Source organism: Alkalihalophilus sp. As8PL (assembly GCF_040939795.1).
GTDB classification, from domain to species: Bacteria; Bacillota; Bacilli; order Bacillales; family Bacillaceae_D; genus Alkalihalophilus; species Alkalihalophilus lindianensis.
This window is the reverse complement of sequence record NZ_CP162551.1, coordinates 2,404,235-2,421,272: the sequence shown is the minus strand read 5'-3', so window position 1 is coordinate 2,421,272 and position 17,038 is coordinate 2,404,235. Positions and strand designations below refer to the sequence as shown.

13 protein-coding genes are annotated in these 17,038 nt (G+C 42.1%); 5 read left to right on the top strand and 8 right to left on the bottom strand.

Translation table 11 applies throughout. The features are described 5' to 3' along the window. Positions 1-9 precede the first annotated feature (9 nt). Positions 10-2,529 carry a preprotein translocase subunit SecA gene (gene secA, locus AB3N04_RS13685; RefSeq protein WP_368503295.1) on the bottom strand — a complete coding sequence of 840 codons (2,520 nt, stop codon included), beginning with the start codon at positions 2,527-2,529 and terminating at the stop codon, positions 10-12. Between the two features lie 255 nt (positions 2,530-2,784). Between secA and dcuS the strand changes: the two genes are divergently transcribed. The 4 genes from dcuS to AB3N04_RS13665 all read left to right on the top strand — a co-directional run bounded on the left by dcuS (position 2,785) and on the right by AB3N04_RS13665 (position 7,844). After that, entirely contained in the window at positions 2,785-4,416 is a 1,632-nt protein-coding gene (gene dcuS, locus AB3N04_RS13680; RefSeq protein WP_368503294.1) for a DcuS/MalK family sensor histidine kinase, read from the top strand. Further along, positions 4,394-5,122: a response regulator gene (locus AB3N04_RS13675; RefSeq protein ID WP_368503293.1), complete on the top strand. Its 729-nt coding sequence runs from the start codon at positions 4,394-4,396 to the stop codon at positions 5,120-5,122. The genes dcuS and AB3N04_RS13675 overlap by 23 nt, the downstream gene beginning before the upstream one ends. A gap of 288 nt (positions 5,123-5,410) precedes the next feature. Next, complete coding sequence (locus AB3N04_RS13670) at positions 5,411-7,072, top strand: DASS family sodium-coupled anion symporter (protein ID WP_368503292.1); 1,662 nt, start codon at positions 5,411-5,413, stop codon at positions 7,070-7,072. Positions 7,073-7,181: 109 nt separating this feature from the next. Beyond that, on the top strand, positions 7,182-7,844 hold the full coding sequence (locus AB3N04_RS13665; protein WP_368503291.1) for a glycoside hydrolase domain-containing protein: 663 nt from the start codon (positions 7,182-7,184) through the stop codon (positions 7,842-7,844). 300 nt (positions 7,845-8,144) lie between these two features. On the opposite strand, the gene raiA is transcribed toward AB3N04_RS13665, so the two are convergent. Next, positions 8,145-8,702: a ribosome-associated translation inhibitor RaiA gene (gene raiA, locus AB3N04_RS13660; protein ID WP_047973919.1), complete on the bottom strand. Its 558-nt coding sequence runs from the start codon at positions 8,700-8,702 to the stop codon at positions 8,145-8,147. Positions 8,703-9,071: 369 nt separating this feature from the next. Further along, a complete protein-coding gene (cspD, locus tag AB3N04_RS13655; RefSeq protein ID WP_034634086.1) occupies positions 9,072-9,269 on the bottom strand; it encodes a cold-shock protein CspD in 198 nt (65 codons plus the stop codon). A gap of 366 nt (positions 9,270-9,635) precedes the next feature. Here cspD and AB3N04_RS13650 point away from each other — a divergent pair, with 366 nt between their 5' ends. Continuing rightward, the gene (locus AB3N04_RS13650) at positions 9,636-10,631 is read left to right on the top strand and encodes a DUF6612 family protein (protein ID WP_368503290.1); all 996 of its coding nucleotides are present in this window, start codon (positions 9,636-9,638) and stop codon (positions 10,629-10,631) included. A 221-nt stretch (positions 10,632-10,852) separates the two neighbouring features. Here AB3N04_RS13650 and AB3N04_RS13645 read toward each other — a convergent pair whose 3' ends face one another. The 5 genes from AB3N04_RS13645 to AB3N04_RS13625 form a co-directional block, all read right to left on the bottom strand. Then, positions 10,853-10,915 carry a hypothetical protein gene (locus tag AB3N04_RS13645; protein ID WP_368506054.1) on the bottom strand — a complete coding sequence of 21 codons (63 nt, stop codon included), beginning with the start codon at positions 10,913-10,915 and terminating at the stop codon, positions 10,853-10,855. Positions 10,916-11,153: 238 nt separating this feature from the next. Continuing rightward, positions 11,154-12,572, bottom strand: a complete 1,419-nt coding sequence (locus tag AB3N04_RS13640; RefSeq protein WP_368506053.1) for an NAD-dependent succinate-semialdehyde dehydrogenase — start codon at positions 12,570-12,572, stop codon at positions 11,154-11,156. Positions 12,573-12,592: 20 nt separating this feature from the next. Then, on the bottom strand, positions 12,593-13,975 hold the full coding sequence (locus AB3N04_RS13635; RefSeq protein ID WP_368503289.1) for a hypothetical protein: 1,383 nt from the start codon (positions 13,973-13,975) through the stop codon (positions 12,593-12,595). A 19-nt stretch (positions 13,976-13,994) separates the two neighbouring features. Beyond that, on the bottom strand, positions 13,995-15,143 hold the full coding sequence (locus tag AB3N04_RS13630; protein ID WP_368503288.1) for an iron-containing alcohol dehydrogenase: 1,149 nt from the start codon (positions 15,141-15,143) through the stop codon (positions 13,995-13,997). Positions 15,144-15,306: 163 nt separating this feature from the next. Continuing rightward, on the bottom strand, positions 15,307-16,914 hold the full coding sequence (locus AB3N04_RS13625; RefSeq protein ID WP_368503287.1) for a sigma-54 interaction domain-containing protein: 1,608 nt from the start codon (positions 16,912-16,914) through the stop codon (positions 15,307-15,309). Positions 16,915-17,038 lie beyond the last annotated feature (124 nt).

The window sequence follows — 17,038 nt, the reverse complement described above, 5'->3', positions numbered from 1 at the left end:
AGGAAACGATTATTTTGCCGCCCCGCAGCAGTTTTTATATTTCTTACCACTTCCGCAAATGCACGCATCATTACGTCCGATCACTTCACCTTTACGGATTGGCTTTTTCTTTTTAGGCTCTTGTTTTGATGTATCTTGATGAACCGCTTTTCCTTCTGCCACCTTTTGACGCTCAAGGTTTTGTTGGACTTGCGCTTTCATGATGTACATCGACACTTCTTCTTCAATCGAAGCAATCATCGCTTCAAACATTTCAAATCCTTCAAAACGATATTCACGTAATGGATCATTTTGACCATACGCACGAAGGTGGATCCCTTGACGCAGCTGATCCATTTGGTCGATATGGTTCATCCATTTGCGATCAACGGTACGAAGCATAATAACCTTCTCAAACTCACGCATATGTTCTGGAGTGAACTGCTCTTCTTTTTCATTATAACGAGCAACCACTTTCTCTGTGATCACTTCAACCATTTCTTCAGGGTCTAAGCCTTTAATATCCTTTTCATTAAGCTCGCCTTCTTGCAGAAGGTTCGCATTCATGTAGTTGACAACTGCCATTAGATCCCAATCCTCTGGCACTTCGCTTTCTGGTGTATGCAAGCGAACCGTACGATCGATCACATCTTTAATCATCGTCTCAACAATTTTACGTAAGTTGTCAGACTCAAGCACTTCCATACGTTGCTTGTAAATGATCTCACGTTGCTCGCGCATAACATCATCATATTGAAGAATTTGTTTACGAGCATCGAAGTTGTTTCCTTCCACTCGTTTTTGTGCCGTTTCAACAGCACGGGAAACGAGACGGCTCTCGATCGGTTGGTCTTCTTCCATTCCAAGACGTTCCATCATCGAGCGCATATTATCAGAACCGAAGCGACGCATTAATTCATCTTCCATTGAGAGATAGAATTGCGATGAACCCGGATCTCCTTGACGACCAGCACGACCACGTAACTGATTATCAATACGACGACTCTCATGACGCTCCGTACCAAGTACATGCAAGCCACCAAGCTCACGAACACCGTCACCTAGCTTGATATCCGTCCCACGGCCGGCCATGTTTGTTGCGATCGTTACCGCACCTTGCTGACCTGCTCCTTCAATAATATCAGCCTCACGCTCATGATTTTTCGCATTTAGTACGTGATGAGGAACTCGACGTTTGTTTAGTAATTTTGAAACTAGCTCTGATGTCTCAACACTTACTGTACCAACAAGCACTGGTTGTCCTTTTTTATGAAAAGCTTCAATTTCCGTGACAACCGCTTTAAACTTCGCTTCCATTGTCTTATAAATAAGATCAGGTCGATCCTCACGCGCGATTGGTTTATTTGTTGGAATAACCATAACGTCCATTCCGTAAATATTGCGGAATTCTTCTTCTTCCGTTTTTGCTGTACCGGTCATACCAGCAAGCTTTTGGTACATACGGAAGTAGTTCTGGAACGTAATCGAAGCAAGTGTCATGCTCTCACGTTGAATCTGCATGCCTTCTTTTGCTTCGATGGCTTGGTGTAGACCATCGCTATAGCGACGACCTTTCATTAAACGACCTGTGAATTGGTCAACAATGACTACTTCGCCATCTTCTACAACATAATCGCCGTCACGCTGCATCACGACATGTGCTTTTAATGATTGATTTAAATGGTGATTTAATTGAACATGTTTCTGATCATATAAGTTTTCAATTCCAAAGGCGCGCTCTGCTTTTGAAACGCCTTCCTCTGTTAATTGAACGGCTTTTGTTTTTTCGTCGAACGTGTAATCTTCTTCTGCTTTCAATACACGGATAAACGAGTTCGCTTGTGTATAAAGTTGAGTAGAACGCTCAACAGAACCTGAAATGATTAATGGTGTTCTTGCTTCATCGACCAAGATCGAATCGACCTCATCGACAAGAGCAAAATTCAGTGGACGTTGCACCATCTGTTCTTTGTAAAGAACCATATTATCACGAAGATAATCAAAGCCAAGCTCGTTATTCGTGCTGTATGTAATATCTGCACGATACGCCTCTGCTTTCTCTTCTTTTGTTAACCCTGACTCATTTAAGCCAACGGTTAATCCAAGAAAACGATAAAGCTCACCCATCATTTCGCAGTCACGACGAGCTAAGTATTCATTGACTGTAACCACATGAACACCTTTGCCAGCTAACGCATTTAAATAAACAGGTAGGGTTCCAACTAATGTTTTACCTTCCCCTGTTTTCATTTCAGATATATTTCCTTGGTGCAAGGCAATACCACCTAATAGCTGCACGCGATAAGGAGTCATCCCTAGCACACGAGTAGACGCCTCTCGTACCGTAGCGAAGGCTTCTGGTAATAAATCATCTAATGTTTCGCCTTTTTCAAGACGCTCTTTATATTCTGCTGTTTTCTTTTGAAGACCGTCATCTGATAGCTTTTTCATATCATCGGCCAACGCATCAATTTGATCTACAATCTTCTCATTTTTCTTTACTTGACGCTGACTTGGATCACCGATAACTTTCTTAAGTAGTCCTAGCATTGAATTCGCCCTCTCTTCATTCAGCTCATACACAAATTCTATGAACGTGAAGCATTATCTCACTAATGCTAATTTTAACAGGTTAAATCTACCCTTACAAGGCAATTACCACCGCGCCGCCTAGAAGATGTCGACACCGTCCCACAGTCTTACACTTTTTGCGACATGACAGGTCTGACTTCAAAACTCTTTTCCTATTAAATAGCTGCATTTGATATAGTAGAAGGAAATAGACACACGAATGAGGAAAGAACTATGGCTAAATCGTTTAATTATGTAAAAAAGAAGAAACCTTATCAATTAAAAACTCTGATTATTCTACTTGTTTCAATTGTTGTCATTAGTGCGCTTCTGTTAACGGGGTTACTCGTTGGCTATGACTCTGCTCAACGGACCGAGAGAACGTTAGAAGAAAAAGCGCAAACGATCGCCGCCACGATTGGACAAACACCTGATGTGATCAACGGCCTCCGAAATGGTGACGACAGTGGTTCAGTGCAAGCCTTTACAAAGGAAGTTCAAGCCCTTACCGACGTGCACTATATCGTCGTCATGGATATGAATAGCATTCGTCTCTCTCACCCAAATGAAGAATTAATTGGACAACGTTTTATTGGGGATGATCAAGACCGTGCTTTGGAAGGAGAATCTTACACCTCGGTGGCAGAAGGTACACTAGGCGAATCGATGCGTGCGTTCGTTCCCGTCTATGATGGCGAAGAACAAATCGGAGTCGTATCAACTGGCATTCTAACCAGTCAAATTCGCGCAACGATCTTTGATAGTCAGAAATATATTTTATACGGACTCGCCCTTGGCCTCGTTGTCGGCATGATCGGAGCCCTTCTTTTAGCGCAAAAAGTAAAAAATGCCTTAAATGGGCTTGAGCCAAGAGAAATTTCACAACTGTTAAAAGAACGCGAAGCAATGCTCGCTTCTGTTCGAGAAGGCGTCATTGCGATTGATGATTCAGGAAAGATTGTCGTCGCAAACCGAGCAGCTTTAAGCATGTTTAATCGCGCCGGCCTAAGAGGAGACCCAATCGGGCAACATGTCGCATCCTTTATGCCTAACACACGCTTGCATGATGTACTCGTTCATGAAGAAATGAAGCTCGATCAACCGGAGAAGCTGAATCAAATGGAAATCGTCATCAACCATGTACCAGTCAAAACAGCTGGTAAACTTGTTGGGGCACTCGCAACATTCCGTGATAAAACCGAGCTCACTGTTATGCTCGAGCAATTATCAGGTGCTAAAACCTATGCCGAAACACTGCGTGGGCACACACATGAGTTTATGAATAAACTTCATGTCATTTCTGCAATGGTGTACACCGAATCGTACGATGAGCTTCAATCCTATATCAACACGATCTCCGATTTTTACCAAAAGGATGTCGGCTGGATCTCAGACTATGTCAAAGACCCGGTGCTTGCAGGCTATCTTTTAAATAAGCTGAGTTTTCTTGAAGAACAAGGAGTTGAGATTGTTTTAACAGGCGAGATGCCTTGGCCTTCGATTAAGCAGCCAGAAGTACTGGATTCCTTGATCACCGTCATTGGTAACTCACTCGATAATGCTTATGATGCGATAAAGGACCAAGACGAACAAGAGCTTCAGATTGATCTCACCTACTCAGATGATAACAACCTAGAGTGGACCGTTATGGATAATGGACCAGGATTAGAAACTGACCACCCAGAAACATGGCTACAAAAAAAGAAATCAACCAAAAGTGGTGACCGTGGCTACGGGATGTATTTAATCCAAGAAGCGATAAACCGCACGAACGGTAAGTTAGAGATTGAATCAGAGAAAGGAGAAGGGATGACCTTTAAAGCAAGGATCCCCTATACCAACCATGATACGAGTACTTATTATTGAAGATGATCCGATGGTCGCGAAATTTAACGCCATCTTTGTTGAACGCATTCCTGAGTTTAAGCTTGTCGGTGTCGCCAGAGGCATCGACGAAGGCTGGACGTACTTGAAAGAAGAACCAATTGATCTAATATTACTCGATGTCTATATGACGAATGAAAATGGACTCGACCTATTAATGGAGTTAAGACGCGTCAATCATCCCGTTGATGTCATCGTCGTCTCCTCAGCAAACGATCGCGGCTCGATTCAAACTGCTTTGCGCTTTGGAGCGGTTGATTATTTAATTAAACCGTTTGAATTTGATCGCTTCCAAGATGCACTGTTGCGCTACAAGCAAACCTTTACTGATATGAAAAAAGAATCGATTCAACAAGAGGAAGTCGATCGGTTATTTTTAACGAAAGGGAACTCAAATAAAGAGATTCCAAAAGCCGACCTCCCCCTCCCAAAAGGGATTACAAAAGAAACCTATCTTCGTGTGTTAAAGGAAATCAACAAGCATAATGACTGGTTTTCAACGAATGATTTGGTTGATGCAACCGGCATCTCAAGAGTATCGTTACGTAAATACCTGCAGTACTTAACCGATTCAGACATTTTACTGTTCGACGTTGATTACCAACGGACGGGACGACCCCTTCATCAATATAAACTCACTCATCCAGGGTACGATTACGTCATAGATATTTTAAATGAAGAGAAATAAGCTACCGAGCGTTTTCGGTAGCTTTTTAATGCTCTGTTGACTGAGCGCTCAATTACTAGATTCAGACGAACTCAGACGTTTTTCAGGCGAAATAACATTTAATCGGGCGAAACAAACAATTATTCGAGCAAACGCTAACAATATATGGAATTTCTCACCGTTACAAACAGCCCTTCCGCTTTCTTTAGTTACAAAAGCCTGCATTAAAGTTACTAAAACTGTACTATAAGACTCAAATGATTCAGAATATAAAGAAAGAAACCGCTTTCAGAGAGGGAGGCTTATAAGATGAAAACAACAGTAGCTAATGTTTGGAACGGCCTTTGGCACTCACATCGTCAAACGAAAAATCTACTTAATGTCTTTTCTTATCAAAAAGGATCCGCTGCCAAAGCAGCCAAGTCTAGTGCACATAGTGCGAGTCCTACAAACAACTCGACTCCACCACAAGATCAAGAACCTAAACAATCGTATTCAAAATCGCAGTTAATCGGTCTTATTTTAGGACCAGCCTTATTTCTATTAACCATTTTATTTTTCTCACCAGAAGGGCTAAGCTTTGAAGCAAGAGCTGTGCTTGCGATCACATTATGGGTGGCGACCTGGTGGATTACAGAAGCAATTCCTATTCCAGCAACATCGATTTTACCAATTTTCTTGCTGCCGATAACCGGAGCACTTGACGGTGGAACAGTTACCTCCGCCTATGGTGACGACATTATCTTCTTATTCTTAGGTGGTTTCTTCATTGCCACTGCAATGGAAAAATGGAATCTTCACAAGCGGATGGCTCTTGCTATTATTGCGTTTATCGGGACAAGCACACAACGCATTCTTCTCGGCTTCATGATTGCCACTGCCTTTTTATCCATGTGGGTATCAAATACCGCAGCCGTTATGATGATGGTACCGATGGGGCTTGCGATCACAGCTCAAGTTGCTGCAGCTCTTAAAGGAAAACCAGAAGAACGTGACTTACCTAAATTTGAAAAAGCTCTTATTTTCGGTGTTGGTTATGCTGGTACAATCGGGGGGCTTGGTACATTAATCGGGACACCTCCAAACATCATTTTAGCTGCACAAGCTCAGCAATTATTTGATGTTGAAATCTCATTTGCAAGATGGATGATGGTAGGGGTTCCAGTCGTTATTCTTTTACTCTTTATTGCATGGATGTACCTTGGACGCATGGCATTTAAGATGAGCATTAAAGGACTCCCAGGGGGCAAAGATTTAATCCAGGGCGAACGCAGTAAGCTTGGAATTATTTCATTCGAAGAAAAAGCAGTTGCTGGAGTATTCTCCTTTGCTGCATTTATGTGGATCACCCGCGATTTCATCTGGGTTGATTTCGTTCCAGAAATACGCGATGGAATGATCGCTGTTTTTGCCGCTGTATTGCTATTTGTTATCCCTACACAGCGTAAATTTGGTTCTCGCATTTTAGAATGGAAAGACTCACGTGATATTCCGTGGGGCGTACTGCTTCTATTTGGTGGTGGTCTGGCGATCGCTGCTGGTTTTAGAGAAACAGGTTTATCTGACTGGATGGGTACACAGCTGACGGTACTTGATGGGTTACACCTCATCGTGATGATTGCCGCTGTAGCTCTATTCGTTCTTTTCTTAACAGAGATCACATCAAACACAGCTACAGCCACCATGATTATCCCAGTTGTAGCGTCATTAGCACTTGCGTTGAACATTCACCCATTTGCGTTAATGATTCCTTGTGCGATGGCTGCCAACTGTGCATTCATGCTACCAGTTGGTACACCACCAAATGCGATCATTTTCGGTACGGGTAAGTTGAAAATTATAGAGATGGTGCGTGTTGGGTTCTTAATTAACCTAATTGCTGCTTTCTTGATCGTTCTTGCCGTGTATTTCATGGTTCCATTATTCTGGGGTATCGACCTAAACGTGGTACCATCTGGATTCAGTTTATAAGATAAAGAGGAAATCGTCTTTTATAGGCGATTTCCTCTTTTTTTCGTTTAGACATCCTTCCAACTACACCCATCTTGCATATCGTGGCTATAAAGGAGGAGGTCATTACATGTATCGAAATCGACGTAGTATAAATTGGGGGGTAGATTCGGCCGCAGCTGTCACACAAGAGTTGTATGAGTGCGTAACCTCCTCGTACGGACAGCCGGATTTTTGGGGCCGCTACCTGACCACGATTGAAAATGTGAGTGAAGGGCTGACACCGGAAGAAATACGCTATATCCGCGATCAAGGCATGAAAATAATGCCTATCTATAATAATTTCAGTGAAGCAGTCGGCGAACGTGCCGGTGGAGTCGCCGCACGCAACGCCATTTTCCAAGCAAGACGCCTTGGCATTGGTGAAGGTAGCTTTGTGTTTGCTAATATTGAAAACTTCTTCAACGTCGATGCTGCCTGGATCACAGCCTGGGTAGACGCCTTCTATACGAGCCCGTACCGCCCCGGCTTCTATGGTGACCCAGTCGAAGGAGCCTTTAATGCAGCGTACTGCGAGGCAGCTGCAGCGAATGAAAACGTCACCCAGCAAGCGGTTATCTTCAGTGCAGAGCCCGAGCCCGGAACAAGTCCGAAAAACCGCATCCCACGCTACAACCCAGCACGCCCCGATTGTGATGCCAATGTATGGGCGTGGCAATACGGCCGCGATTCGGAAGTATGTCCCATTGATACGGTGCTGATGGAGACGAGGCTGTACGAGGCGTTGGGGTAGAGCACCATCTTTTGCGAGGTGTTGGTTTATATGCGGAACGAAGCATATATTCAGATGCGTAGCGAGGCATTCGCTCATATATAGCGCTGAATCGCTCATACTTGGTGCGCTCGCTCATAAATCGAGAATTGCGCTCATATGTGGCGCGCTTTCGCTCATATAAAAGAGATTGCGCTCATATCAGGCTCTTATCCGCTCATATATCGGAAATTGCGCTCATAACTACTCTCATCAGGGCCTAAAAACATGACAACAAACAAAAGGAGCACAGCATCTGCTGCACTCCTTTTAAGCATATTCTTAAGCTTCTGGCTCGATTAAACCGTACTTACCGTCTTTACGACGATAGACTACGCTTGTGTCGCCATTTACTGCATTTGAGAAGACGAAGAAGTTATGGCCTAACATATCCATTTGCAAAATCGCTTCCTCGGCATCCATCGGTTTCAAGTTGAAGCGCTTTGTACGAACCACTTCAAGCTCGCCATCCTCTGGTTCTGGCTCTTCCTGCTCAAGAGGCTCTAACTCGTTCTTGAACATATATTTTAAGCTTCCTTCTTGTCGGAACTTACGATTTACTTTTGTTTTGTGCTTACGAATTTGTCGTTCAAGCTTTTCAATCACCTTATCAATTGCCGCGTACATATCAGTGTGGGTTTCTTCACCACGTAATAGTAGTTGAGGCATTGGAATGGTAACCTCGATAATGTGTTGGCTATTAAGCACTTGCATTTTTACATTTACATCTGCTACTGGTGTTGTGTCAAAATAGCGCTCTAGCTTACCAACCTTTTTCTCAACATAGTCGCGTAATGCTGGAGTTACTTCGATGTTTTCGCCACGAATATTGTAATTCATAAAGAACTCCTCCTTTTCTATGTACTTAATATTCTATATACCCTTCCGAGATTCCTTCTTAAACCTTTAAAAAATTTAATAAATTGTGACAACATTCTACAAAGAGGATTTACAAACGACTATTTAATAGAAAGTAAGCGTCCGCCCATTCCCTATCTTATAGCTTCAAACCCCTTATTCTATCTAGAACATCGCCCTATAACTATCCTTTCCATTTCACCATGCTTCACTCATTCCAAAACTTCCCTCATTCGACATTGCTATTTACGACTTTCGCGATAAGTTATTTCACAATAATAAAAACCCATCCCGAAACCGGAATGGGTTGTATCGTTCAGCTAAAGTTCATTTCCTACCCAGGAATGTGAATTAAAGCTTAACTACGTTTGCAGCTTGAGGTCCGCGAGCACCTTCAACAATTTCAAACTCAACGTCTTGACCTTCGTCTAAAGACTTGAATCCATCAGAATTGATAGCTGAGAAGTGTACGAATACGTCGTCTCCATCCTCACGCTCAATGAAACCAAAACCTTTTTCTGCATTAAACCATTTAACTTTTCCTTGCATGTTTTCACATTCCCTTCGTAACTTAATTCAGTGGAATAATTTCCACACTTTTACTATAGCAGCGTGAGATTTAGTTGTCAAACGCTTTCAACTATAAATTTACAGAAAATAAAGTAAATTCATAATCAACAATACTAAAATAGTTGTAAACGCTTGCTTTATTCTAGTTTTAACTAGGTAAAAAAGGGTAAAGCTCTCTTATAAACGTACGTTCAACGGTGCCGTTTCTCATACCAATGTGATGAGTAAAAAGAATGAATTCCCTTCGTTTATCCAATTGATTGAGATTTTCCACTGTTCCCACCTGGTATTCTCTGGTAAAATAAGTAATGACATAGGTGAGCAATTTTAAAAGGGGATGAATCAATGAAGAGAATGAAATGGTTAGGTGCTGGGATTGTAGCTCTTCTGATCGTGACTGGTTGTAATGAATCATCGACAACTGACGTAGAGGATCCAGAAGTAGAAGCTGTTGAGCCTGCAGACGCTGAGGATGAAGCGACCACAGAGGAAGAGACGGAAGTTCCTGAAGAGGATGTAGCAGAAGATGAAATGTCTGAAGAACTAAGTATAGAAGATATCTTAACGAAGTCGATTGAAGCAATGAATAGTGTGGAAAGCTTCACGACTGAAATGGACGTGGACCAAGAAACAACGCTTGGTGAGGATGAAACATTTACAACTCAAATGAAAATGAAAATGGATGCGACACAAAATCCACTTGCTTTCTACCAACAAACATCCATGCAAATGCCTGAGCTTGAAGAAGCGACGATGAATGCAGAAGTGTATTTCACTGAAGATGGTGCGTACATGAATGATGGCATGGAAGATGTGTGGTTTAAATACCCTGATGAGTTCACTCAAGATTTACTTGCCTTACAAGAAATGCAAATGAATCCAGAAGAGCAGCTTGAGCTGTTGAAGAGTTATACTGAGAACTTGACGATGACCGAAGAAGGAGATCACTACATCATTACGATTGAAGGTTCAGATCAATCAATCGATCAAATGGCGGATCAACTAAACATGATGCTTGGTGAAGGAATGGCTGATGGTCTAAGTGAATTAACAGCTATGATGGATATTACGAGAATGGATTATACGATCCACATTAATAAAGAGACGTTCTACCAAGAAGCCGTCGACATGGCAATGGAGTTTTCGATGGAAGCAGAAGGTGAAACGATCTCAATGGTTCAACAATCAACAGGAACGTTCTCTAACTTTAACGAAATTGATAGCATTGAAGTTCCACAAGAAATCATCGACTCTGCTGAGGAGTTCAGCTTTGACTTTGAAAACTTCGAAGACTTTGATGAAACAGAGTTTGAATTAGAGGAAGAAGAAACGGATGAGTAAATAAGATCAACAGCGCGCATTCAATTTGCGCTGTTTTTCTTTATCAATCTTGCTCCCATTACCCTTCTTCTTGTATAATGAGGATACAAAGATCAAAACGTAAAAAAGACCGAGTGCAACGAACACTCGGCAAACCGCAACGACATGTCGCATCGATGGCGACCAACTAAAGTAAATACGCTAAGAAGAAATAGCCTACCTAACTTTGGCGAGCAGGGTGGCTATTTCTTTTTGTTTATTTGGACGACAATTGTGATAACTAACGTCAGCACCGCGATTAACACAACGCTAAATTGCGCTGTTAGACTAAGTGCCTCATATGTCGTTATAAGCCTCACCCCCTTTCATGAAGGGAGTTCGGCCGCCACCTTGCTTTATGAAGTTGCTTCTTCTATTATGTATTCACCTTACACCAGAGCACAAGCCCCTATAGTCATTGTTTCTAAAAACTTGAAAAACCCGAATAGAGGGCACTTTTGAAAAGCGTCCTTTACTCGGGTCCGTCGCCTTACTCGCTACCCATTAAAGCCCTAGAGAAACATACTTAATTTCCAAATAATCTTCTAGGCCGTAATGACCTCCCTCTCGTCCGATGCCACTTTGTTTGAAACCACCAAATGGCGCTTGCGGAGTTGATGGCAGACCGTCATTCAACCCGATGATTCCATACTCAAGTGCTTCAGTCATACGGATGCCACGTGTGATGTTTTCGGTAAACACATAAGCAGCCAGTCCATATATTGAATCATTGGCACGCTTAATGACTTCTTCTTCTGTTTTAAATGTAGTGACAGGTGCAAGTGGACCAAATGTTTCATCCGTCATGCAGATCATTTCATCGTTCACTTGAGATAAAACTGTTGGCTCCATAAAGAGCTGCCCTACGAGATTACCTCCTACTTCGATTTTAGCTCCCTGTTTAACTGCATCCTCAATATGCTTTTGGACCTTTTCAACAGCTGCTTCATCAATAAGAGGTCCAATATCGATCCCTTCCTCTAGTCCATTACCAATGCGTAGCTCTTTCACTTTAGCGACTAGTTCCTGGATAAATAGCTCGTGAATCGATTCATGAACATAGATACGATTCGAGCAGACGCATGTTTGTCCTGCATTTCGAAACTTCGACCCAATCACTCCTTCCACCGCCTTATCTATATCGGCATCTTCAAGGACGATAACCGGAGCATGTCCTCCAAGCTCCATCGACACTTTCTTAACCGTGTCTGCTGCTCCTTTTAGTAACGTTTTACCAACCTCCGTTGACCCGGTAAACGTTAGCTTGCGAATCCGATCATCCTCTAGCCACACCTTACCGATTGCCCTTGAATTACCCGTCACCAGATTGATGACTCCTTTAGGAATTCCAGCTTCTGTAGCCAGTTCGACCATCTTTATCGCCGTAAGCGGGGTTAAATTAGCTGGCTTTAAAACAACAGTACATCCAGCCGCTAATGCTGGGCCCACTTTTCTTGTAATCATTGCAGCAGGAAAGTTCCATGGCGTGATCGCTGCGACAACCCCGACCGGTTGCTTATGAACAAACAATCGCTTGTTACGTTGGGTTGCTGGAATCGTTTCACCGTAAATACGCTTGGCCTCTTCTGCATACCAAGAGAAGAATCCATTTGCATAATTCATTTCTCCTAAGGCTTCTTTAAAGGGCTTCCCTTGTTCACGAGTCATCACTTCAGCAATCTCTTCTTTATTTTGGTCGATCAAATCATGCCATTTTCTAATTAGCTCCGCCCGTTCATAAGCTGAATAGTGCGACCACTCTTTAAACGCCTCAAAAGCTGCATCTGCTGCTTCCCTCGCCTCTGACTCTCCTCCATTTGAAACCGTTGCGATCACTTCTGCTGTAGCTGGATTCGTTACTTCAATCGCTTCTGATTCATGACCTACCCACTCACCGTTGATAAAATGCTGATAGTGTTTCATCATACCCACTCCTCTATTTATCATTGAGCTTTTTTCGTACGCTCATAGTCAAATTCTTCTTTTTCCTCATCACCTTTAAAGAAATCTTTCCCGTAGACAACTAGACAAAGAATGATCCCTACTGCGAAGGCCCATGTTGCACCTTTCGTGGCAAGAACAGCACCGATAATACCAGCTACTCCTAAATCTCGTTGACTTCTTGCTTGCATAATCCCTACACGAACACTTACATACCCTTGAATAAGAAGGGTTAAAGCAAGAGCAACCCCAAGGATTGGTTCGACTAAACTAACGACCGGTAACAATAGAAGTCCTGTATTCGTTCCCCAACGGAATGAACCAGATCCTCCAAAAATAGAATGCATTGCTTTCTTTCCATCTTTGTACCGTTCGATGACCACGACTTGCATCGCTGCCCATAACGGTCCGCACATCACAATGTCCGGTCCAAAGATCCCCATCGTCGCATTACGCCCACCAAAAATTAAATGAGCACGGTTCGGATCATAATCGATTTTTTCATCTTTTCGAATCTCATCTGCTTCACTAACAAGTGCTTTACTTTGCAATACATCACCAAATAACACGATATACGTAGCGAGTACAGTCGGAATTGAAGAGATAAACATCATCAATGGTGGAAAGCCTAACCCAAATACAGTAAACTCCGTGAACAAAGTGACAAAATCAGGGTTACTGAATCCCCACTGGATTTGCGGCCAAGATGCTTCACCCGCTAACGGCGCAATAAAGATAGCTAATAAGATAATCGGGAAAATCCCTAAGTTAGCAAGAACACGCCATACGCCACCCCTTGCTTTCAGCTTAGCGAAATGCTTGGAGAAAATAAGATAAAAAGCTACCACACATGTAATACTGATCGTGATCGGAAATAACTCGAAACGTCCTCCTACTTCAAAAATAGATATGACTGCTGCAAAACCTGCCCCTAAAATGACACCTGCTTTTAAAGCATTCGGAACTAATTTTACTACTTTACTAGCTAGTCCTGTTACGCCGAGGAAAATCGAGAATATCCCTAAGGTCAATTGAAAGGCGATCAATGCATAGACCCTCTCATCGCCTTCAGGAAATTGCGTTACAAATAAAATCATCAATGGAATCGCTGGTGTAATCCAGCCTGGTACGACAGGATCCCCAAGTAAATGATGCGTTAAATACAATAATCCATTTAAAATAACGACTGCTAATGCCACTTCAAACGGCATTCCTAAGTATTGAACCATTAATGGAATCGCAGCTAAATCGACTGCACACATGAGTAAGCCTTGGAAGTAATCAGGTAACTCAAATCTGTAATGAAGAAAAGGCAATCTTAATTTAAACGGACCAAGCGGCGTATAAGGTGTTTCTTCACCATCTTTTCTTTGCTTCCATAACATCTCTATCCCCCCTTACCTTTTAATACGCAGATTGATAGATCAACTCAATGTCCTTAAACGAGAACAATCGAGGATTATTTTTTAAGAGGCGATCAATTTTACTTGCATCTTCTGCCATCGAAGGAATGTCTTCTTCTGGCACGTCGAATGAACGTAATCCACTAGGGATATTAACAGCCTCACACAAAGTCTTCATCGCACTAACTGCTATATCAGCAGCTTGTCTATCTGATAGCTCTCTTACATTTTCACCTAATGCCATCGCAATATCTCTAAATCGTTCGAGGCAGCCAATTTTGTTCCATTCCATCACATATGGGAGTAAAAGAGCATTGCTTACTCCATGAGGGATGTTGTATCTCCCGCCAAGAGGATATGCTAGAGCATGAACTGCTCCTACTCCTGCATTTCCAAACGCCATCCCTGCCATTAAACTAGCCGTTGCCATATTTTCTCGTGCTTTCATATGGTTCGGGTTAGCATAAGCTTTTGGTAGATTCTCAGCTATAAGTTTCATTGCCCCAATGGCCAAGGAATCAGTGATCGGAGAAGCATTAACCGAAATATAAGCCTCAATCGCATGAACAAGCGCATCGACCCCACTCGCAGCCGTCACAGATGGCGGCATCGTAAGCGTCATTTCAGGAGCCACAATCGCTACATCTGGCAACATGTAGTCGCTTACAATTCCTTTTTTTAATTGGGCTTGTTTATCAGAAAGAATGGCAATATTCGTCACTTCTGAGCCTGTGCCAGCTGTAGTCGGGATCGCAATGATCGGATACCCTTTTTCCGGAACAAGATCAGTTCCAAACAGTTCTTCAATTTCCCCTTCGTAGTTGGCAAATACAGAAACACTCTTCCCTATATCAAGAGCACTTCCTCCCCCAACGGCAATGACTCCATCATGGTTTCCCTTTTTGAAAATAGATGTACATTCTTCCACGAGCATAATCTCAGGTTCAGGCTTTACTCCACTATATATATCACTTGTAAGGCCTTTTAATTTAGATTGAACTGTTTCAACGACGCCTATCTCGACTAGGATTTGATCCGTTACGATTAATGGATTTTTCATCTCTAACCTTTGCACTTCTTCTAGTAATCTTTCAGTTGACCCTTCACCTGTAATCAACTTGTTCGCACTTTTAAATGTTGCGATATTCAATATAAACGCCTCCTTCTTGCTTTTGTTAAATGCAAGAGACGTGCCAACGTTTAAAATATTTAGAAAATACAGGTCAGAGAAGCGCATTCACAATAAAGGAATATTCTTCCAGTTGTATTTTATGAGTAGAATACTAATCAAAATAAAGAAATTGATTAAAATTCTACTCGTCACGTTCCCACTTTTTCATCTTTTGAACGATCGTTGATTGACTCACTTGTAACACTTCGGCTGCTTTTCGAGTCGTTTTATATTTCTTCAATGCTCTCATAATTAACTCTCGTTCCAGTGTCGATATCGCCGTTTTTAAAGGGAGAATCTCTTCAGTATCCATGTGGTCCTTATAGGAAATACGACATTCTTCAGGAATATGCTGCACGTCAATAACAGGATCTTTTGTCGTCACGACTAGCCTTTCCACTACATTAATTAATTCACGAATATTCCCCGGCCAACGGTATTCTGATAACGTATCCAATGCCTCAAGCGAGAATTGCTTGTCATAGCCATATTTTTCGTTGCATTTTTCTAAATAGTAATCGATAAGCGGAATAATTTCTTTTCTTCTATGGCGTAAGGAAGAAATCGTCAAAGGTACTACACTTAATCGATAAAACAAGTCCTCTCTAAACGTCCCCTGAGCCACCATCTCTTTTAAATTTTTGTGAGATGCGGCAATCACCCTGACATCAACATGCTTCACCTCGGTTGATCCAACAGGTATAAATTTATTTTCTTCGACGACTTTTAATAATTTCACTTGCAGCTCTAGCGGTAAGTCACCTATTTCATCTAAAAAGAGCGTTCCTTCATGAGCTAATTCCATTAATCCTTTTTTCCCTTTTGCAGAAGCCCCCGTAAATGCACCGGCCACATAGCCAAAAAGCTCTGCTTCAATTAAAGCTGCAGGGAGGGCTCCACAATTCAGTTCAAAAAAAGGCTGCTTTACTCGGTTGCTCTTTTCATGAATAAACTTGGCGATTAACGTCTTTCCTACACCCGTTTCACCTTGGATTAACACTTTCACATCTGTTTTAGCGATACGTTCTGCAAGCTCATAGATCTCAAACGTTTCTTCACTAATAATTGATGAATGCAGAATCTCATCATACATATCACTGTTCATATCTTTTGCACTTTGGCGAAGTGACTTTATCTGCTGCAATTCTTCGATCTCATGCTTCAGGCGCAATAATTCTGTAATATCTCGAACACTATTAATCACGTATAACACTTGTTGATCTTCTGCAAAGATCGGTGTCCCTGAGACAATGATTTTACGCTCATTTTTAATCGTTTGCATTCTCGTGATCGGACGCTTTTCTTTTAACACTTCAATCGAGACAGACTTTGAAATGAATCCTGCTTTTTCGAGGTATTCCATATGATAGCCAATTACTTCTTCTGCTTTAATCCCTGTAATTCGTTCATACGCCCGGTTTACCGCTACTGTCACGCCATCTTGATTCGTGATGTAGACACCGTCATAGAGGGAATGAATGATTTCTTCAAAGACATGGCTTTGAAGGAGCTTGGAATAGTCATTTTCTACGATCGTTTTAGGAAGTGGCTGCAATTCGATTAAGTCCTTACGATCAATTAAACGTTCAATTGAATGGTCAATCCCCTTTTGTTGAATCGCTTCATTTAACGCACTCAAAGTAAGTAATCCAATGACCTCTCCATCGTCATCTTGAACCTCCAAGTACTCATTTCCCTCAGACGAAAAAATGGCAATCGCTTCTTCTATAGAGTCAGACATTTTCAACATAAACCATCACTTCCTTCAACATTTCTTTTTCATAGTATAACCTACCCAAACGTAAGCGAAAGGAAGATATCACCAACAGTAGGCAAATTAAAAAAGCGCAAGCCCCTATTAGGAACCTGCGCTC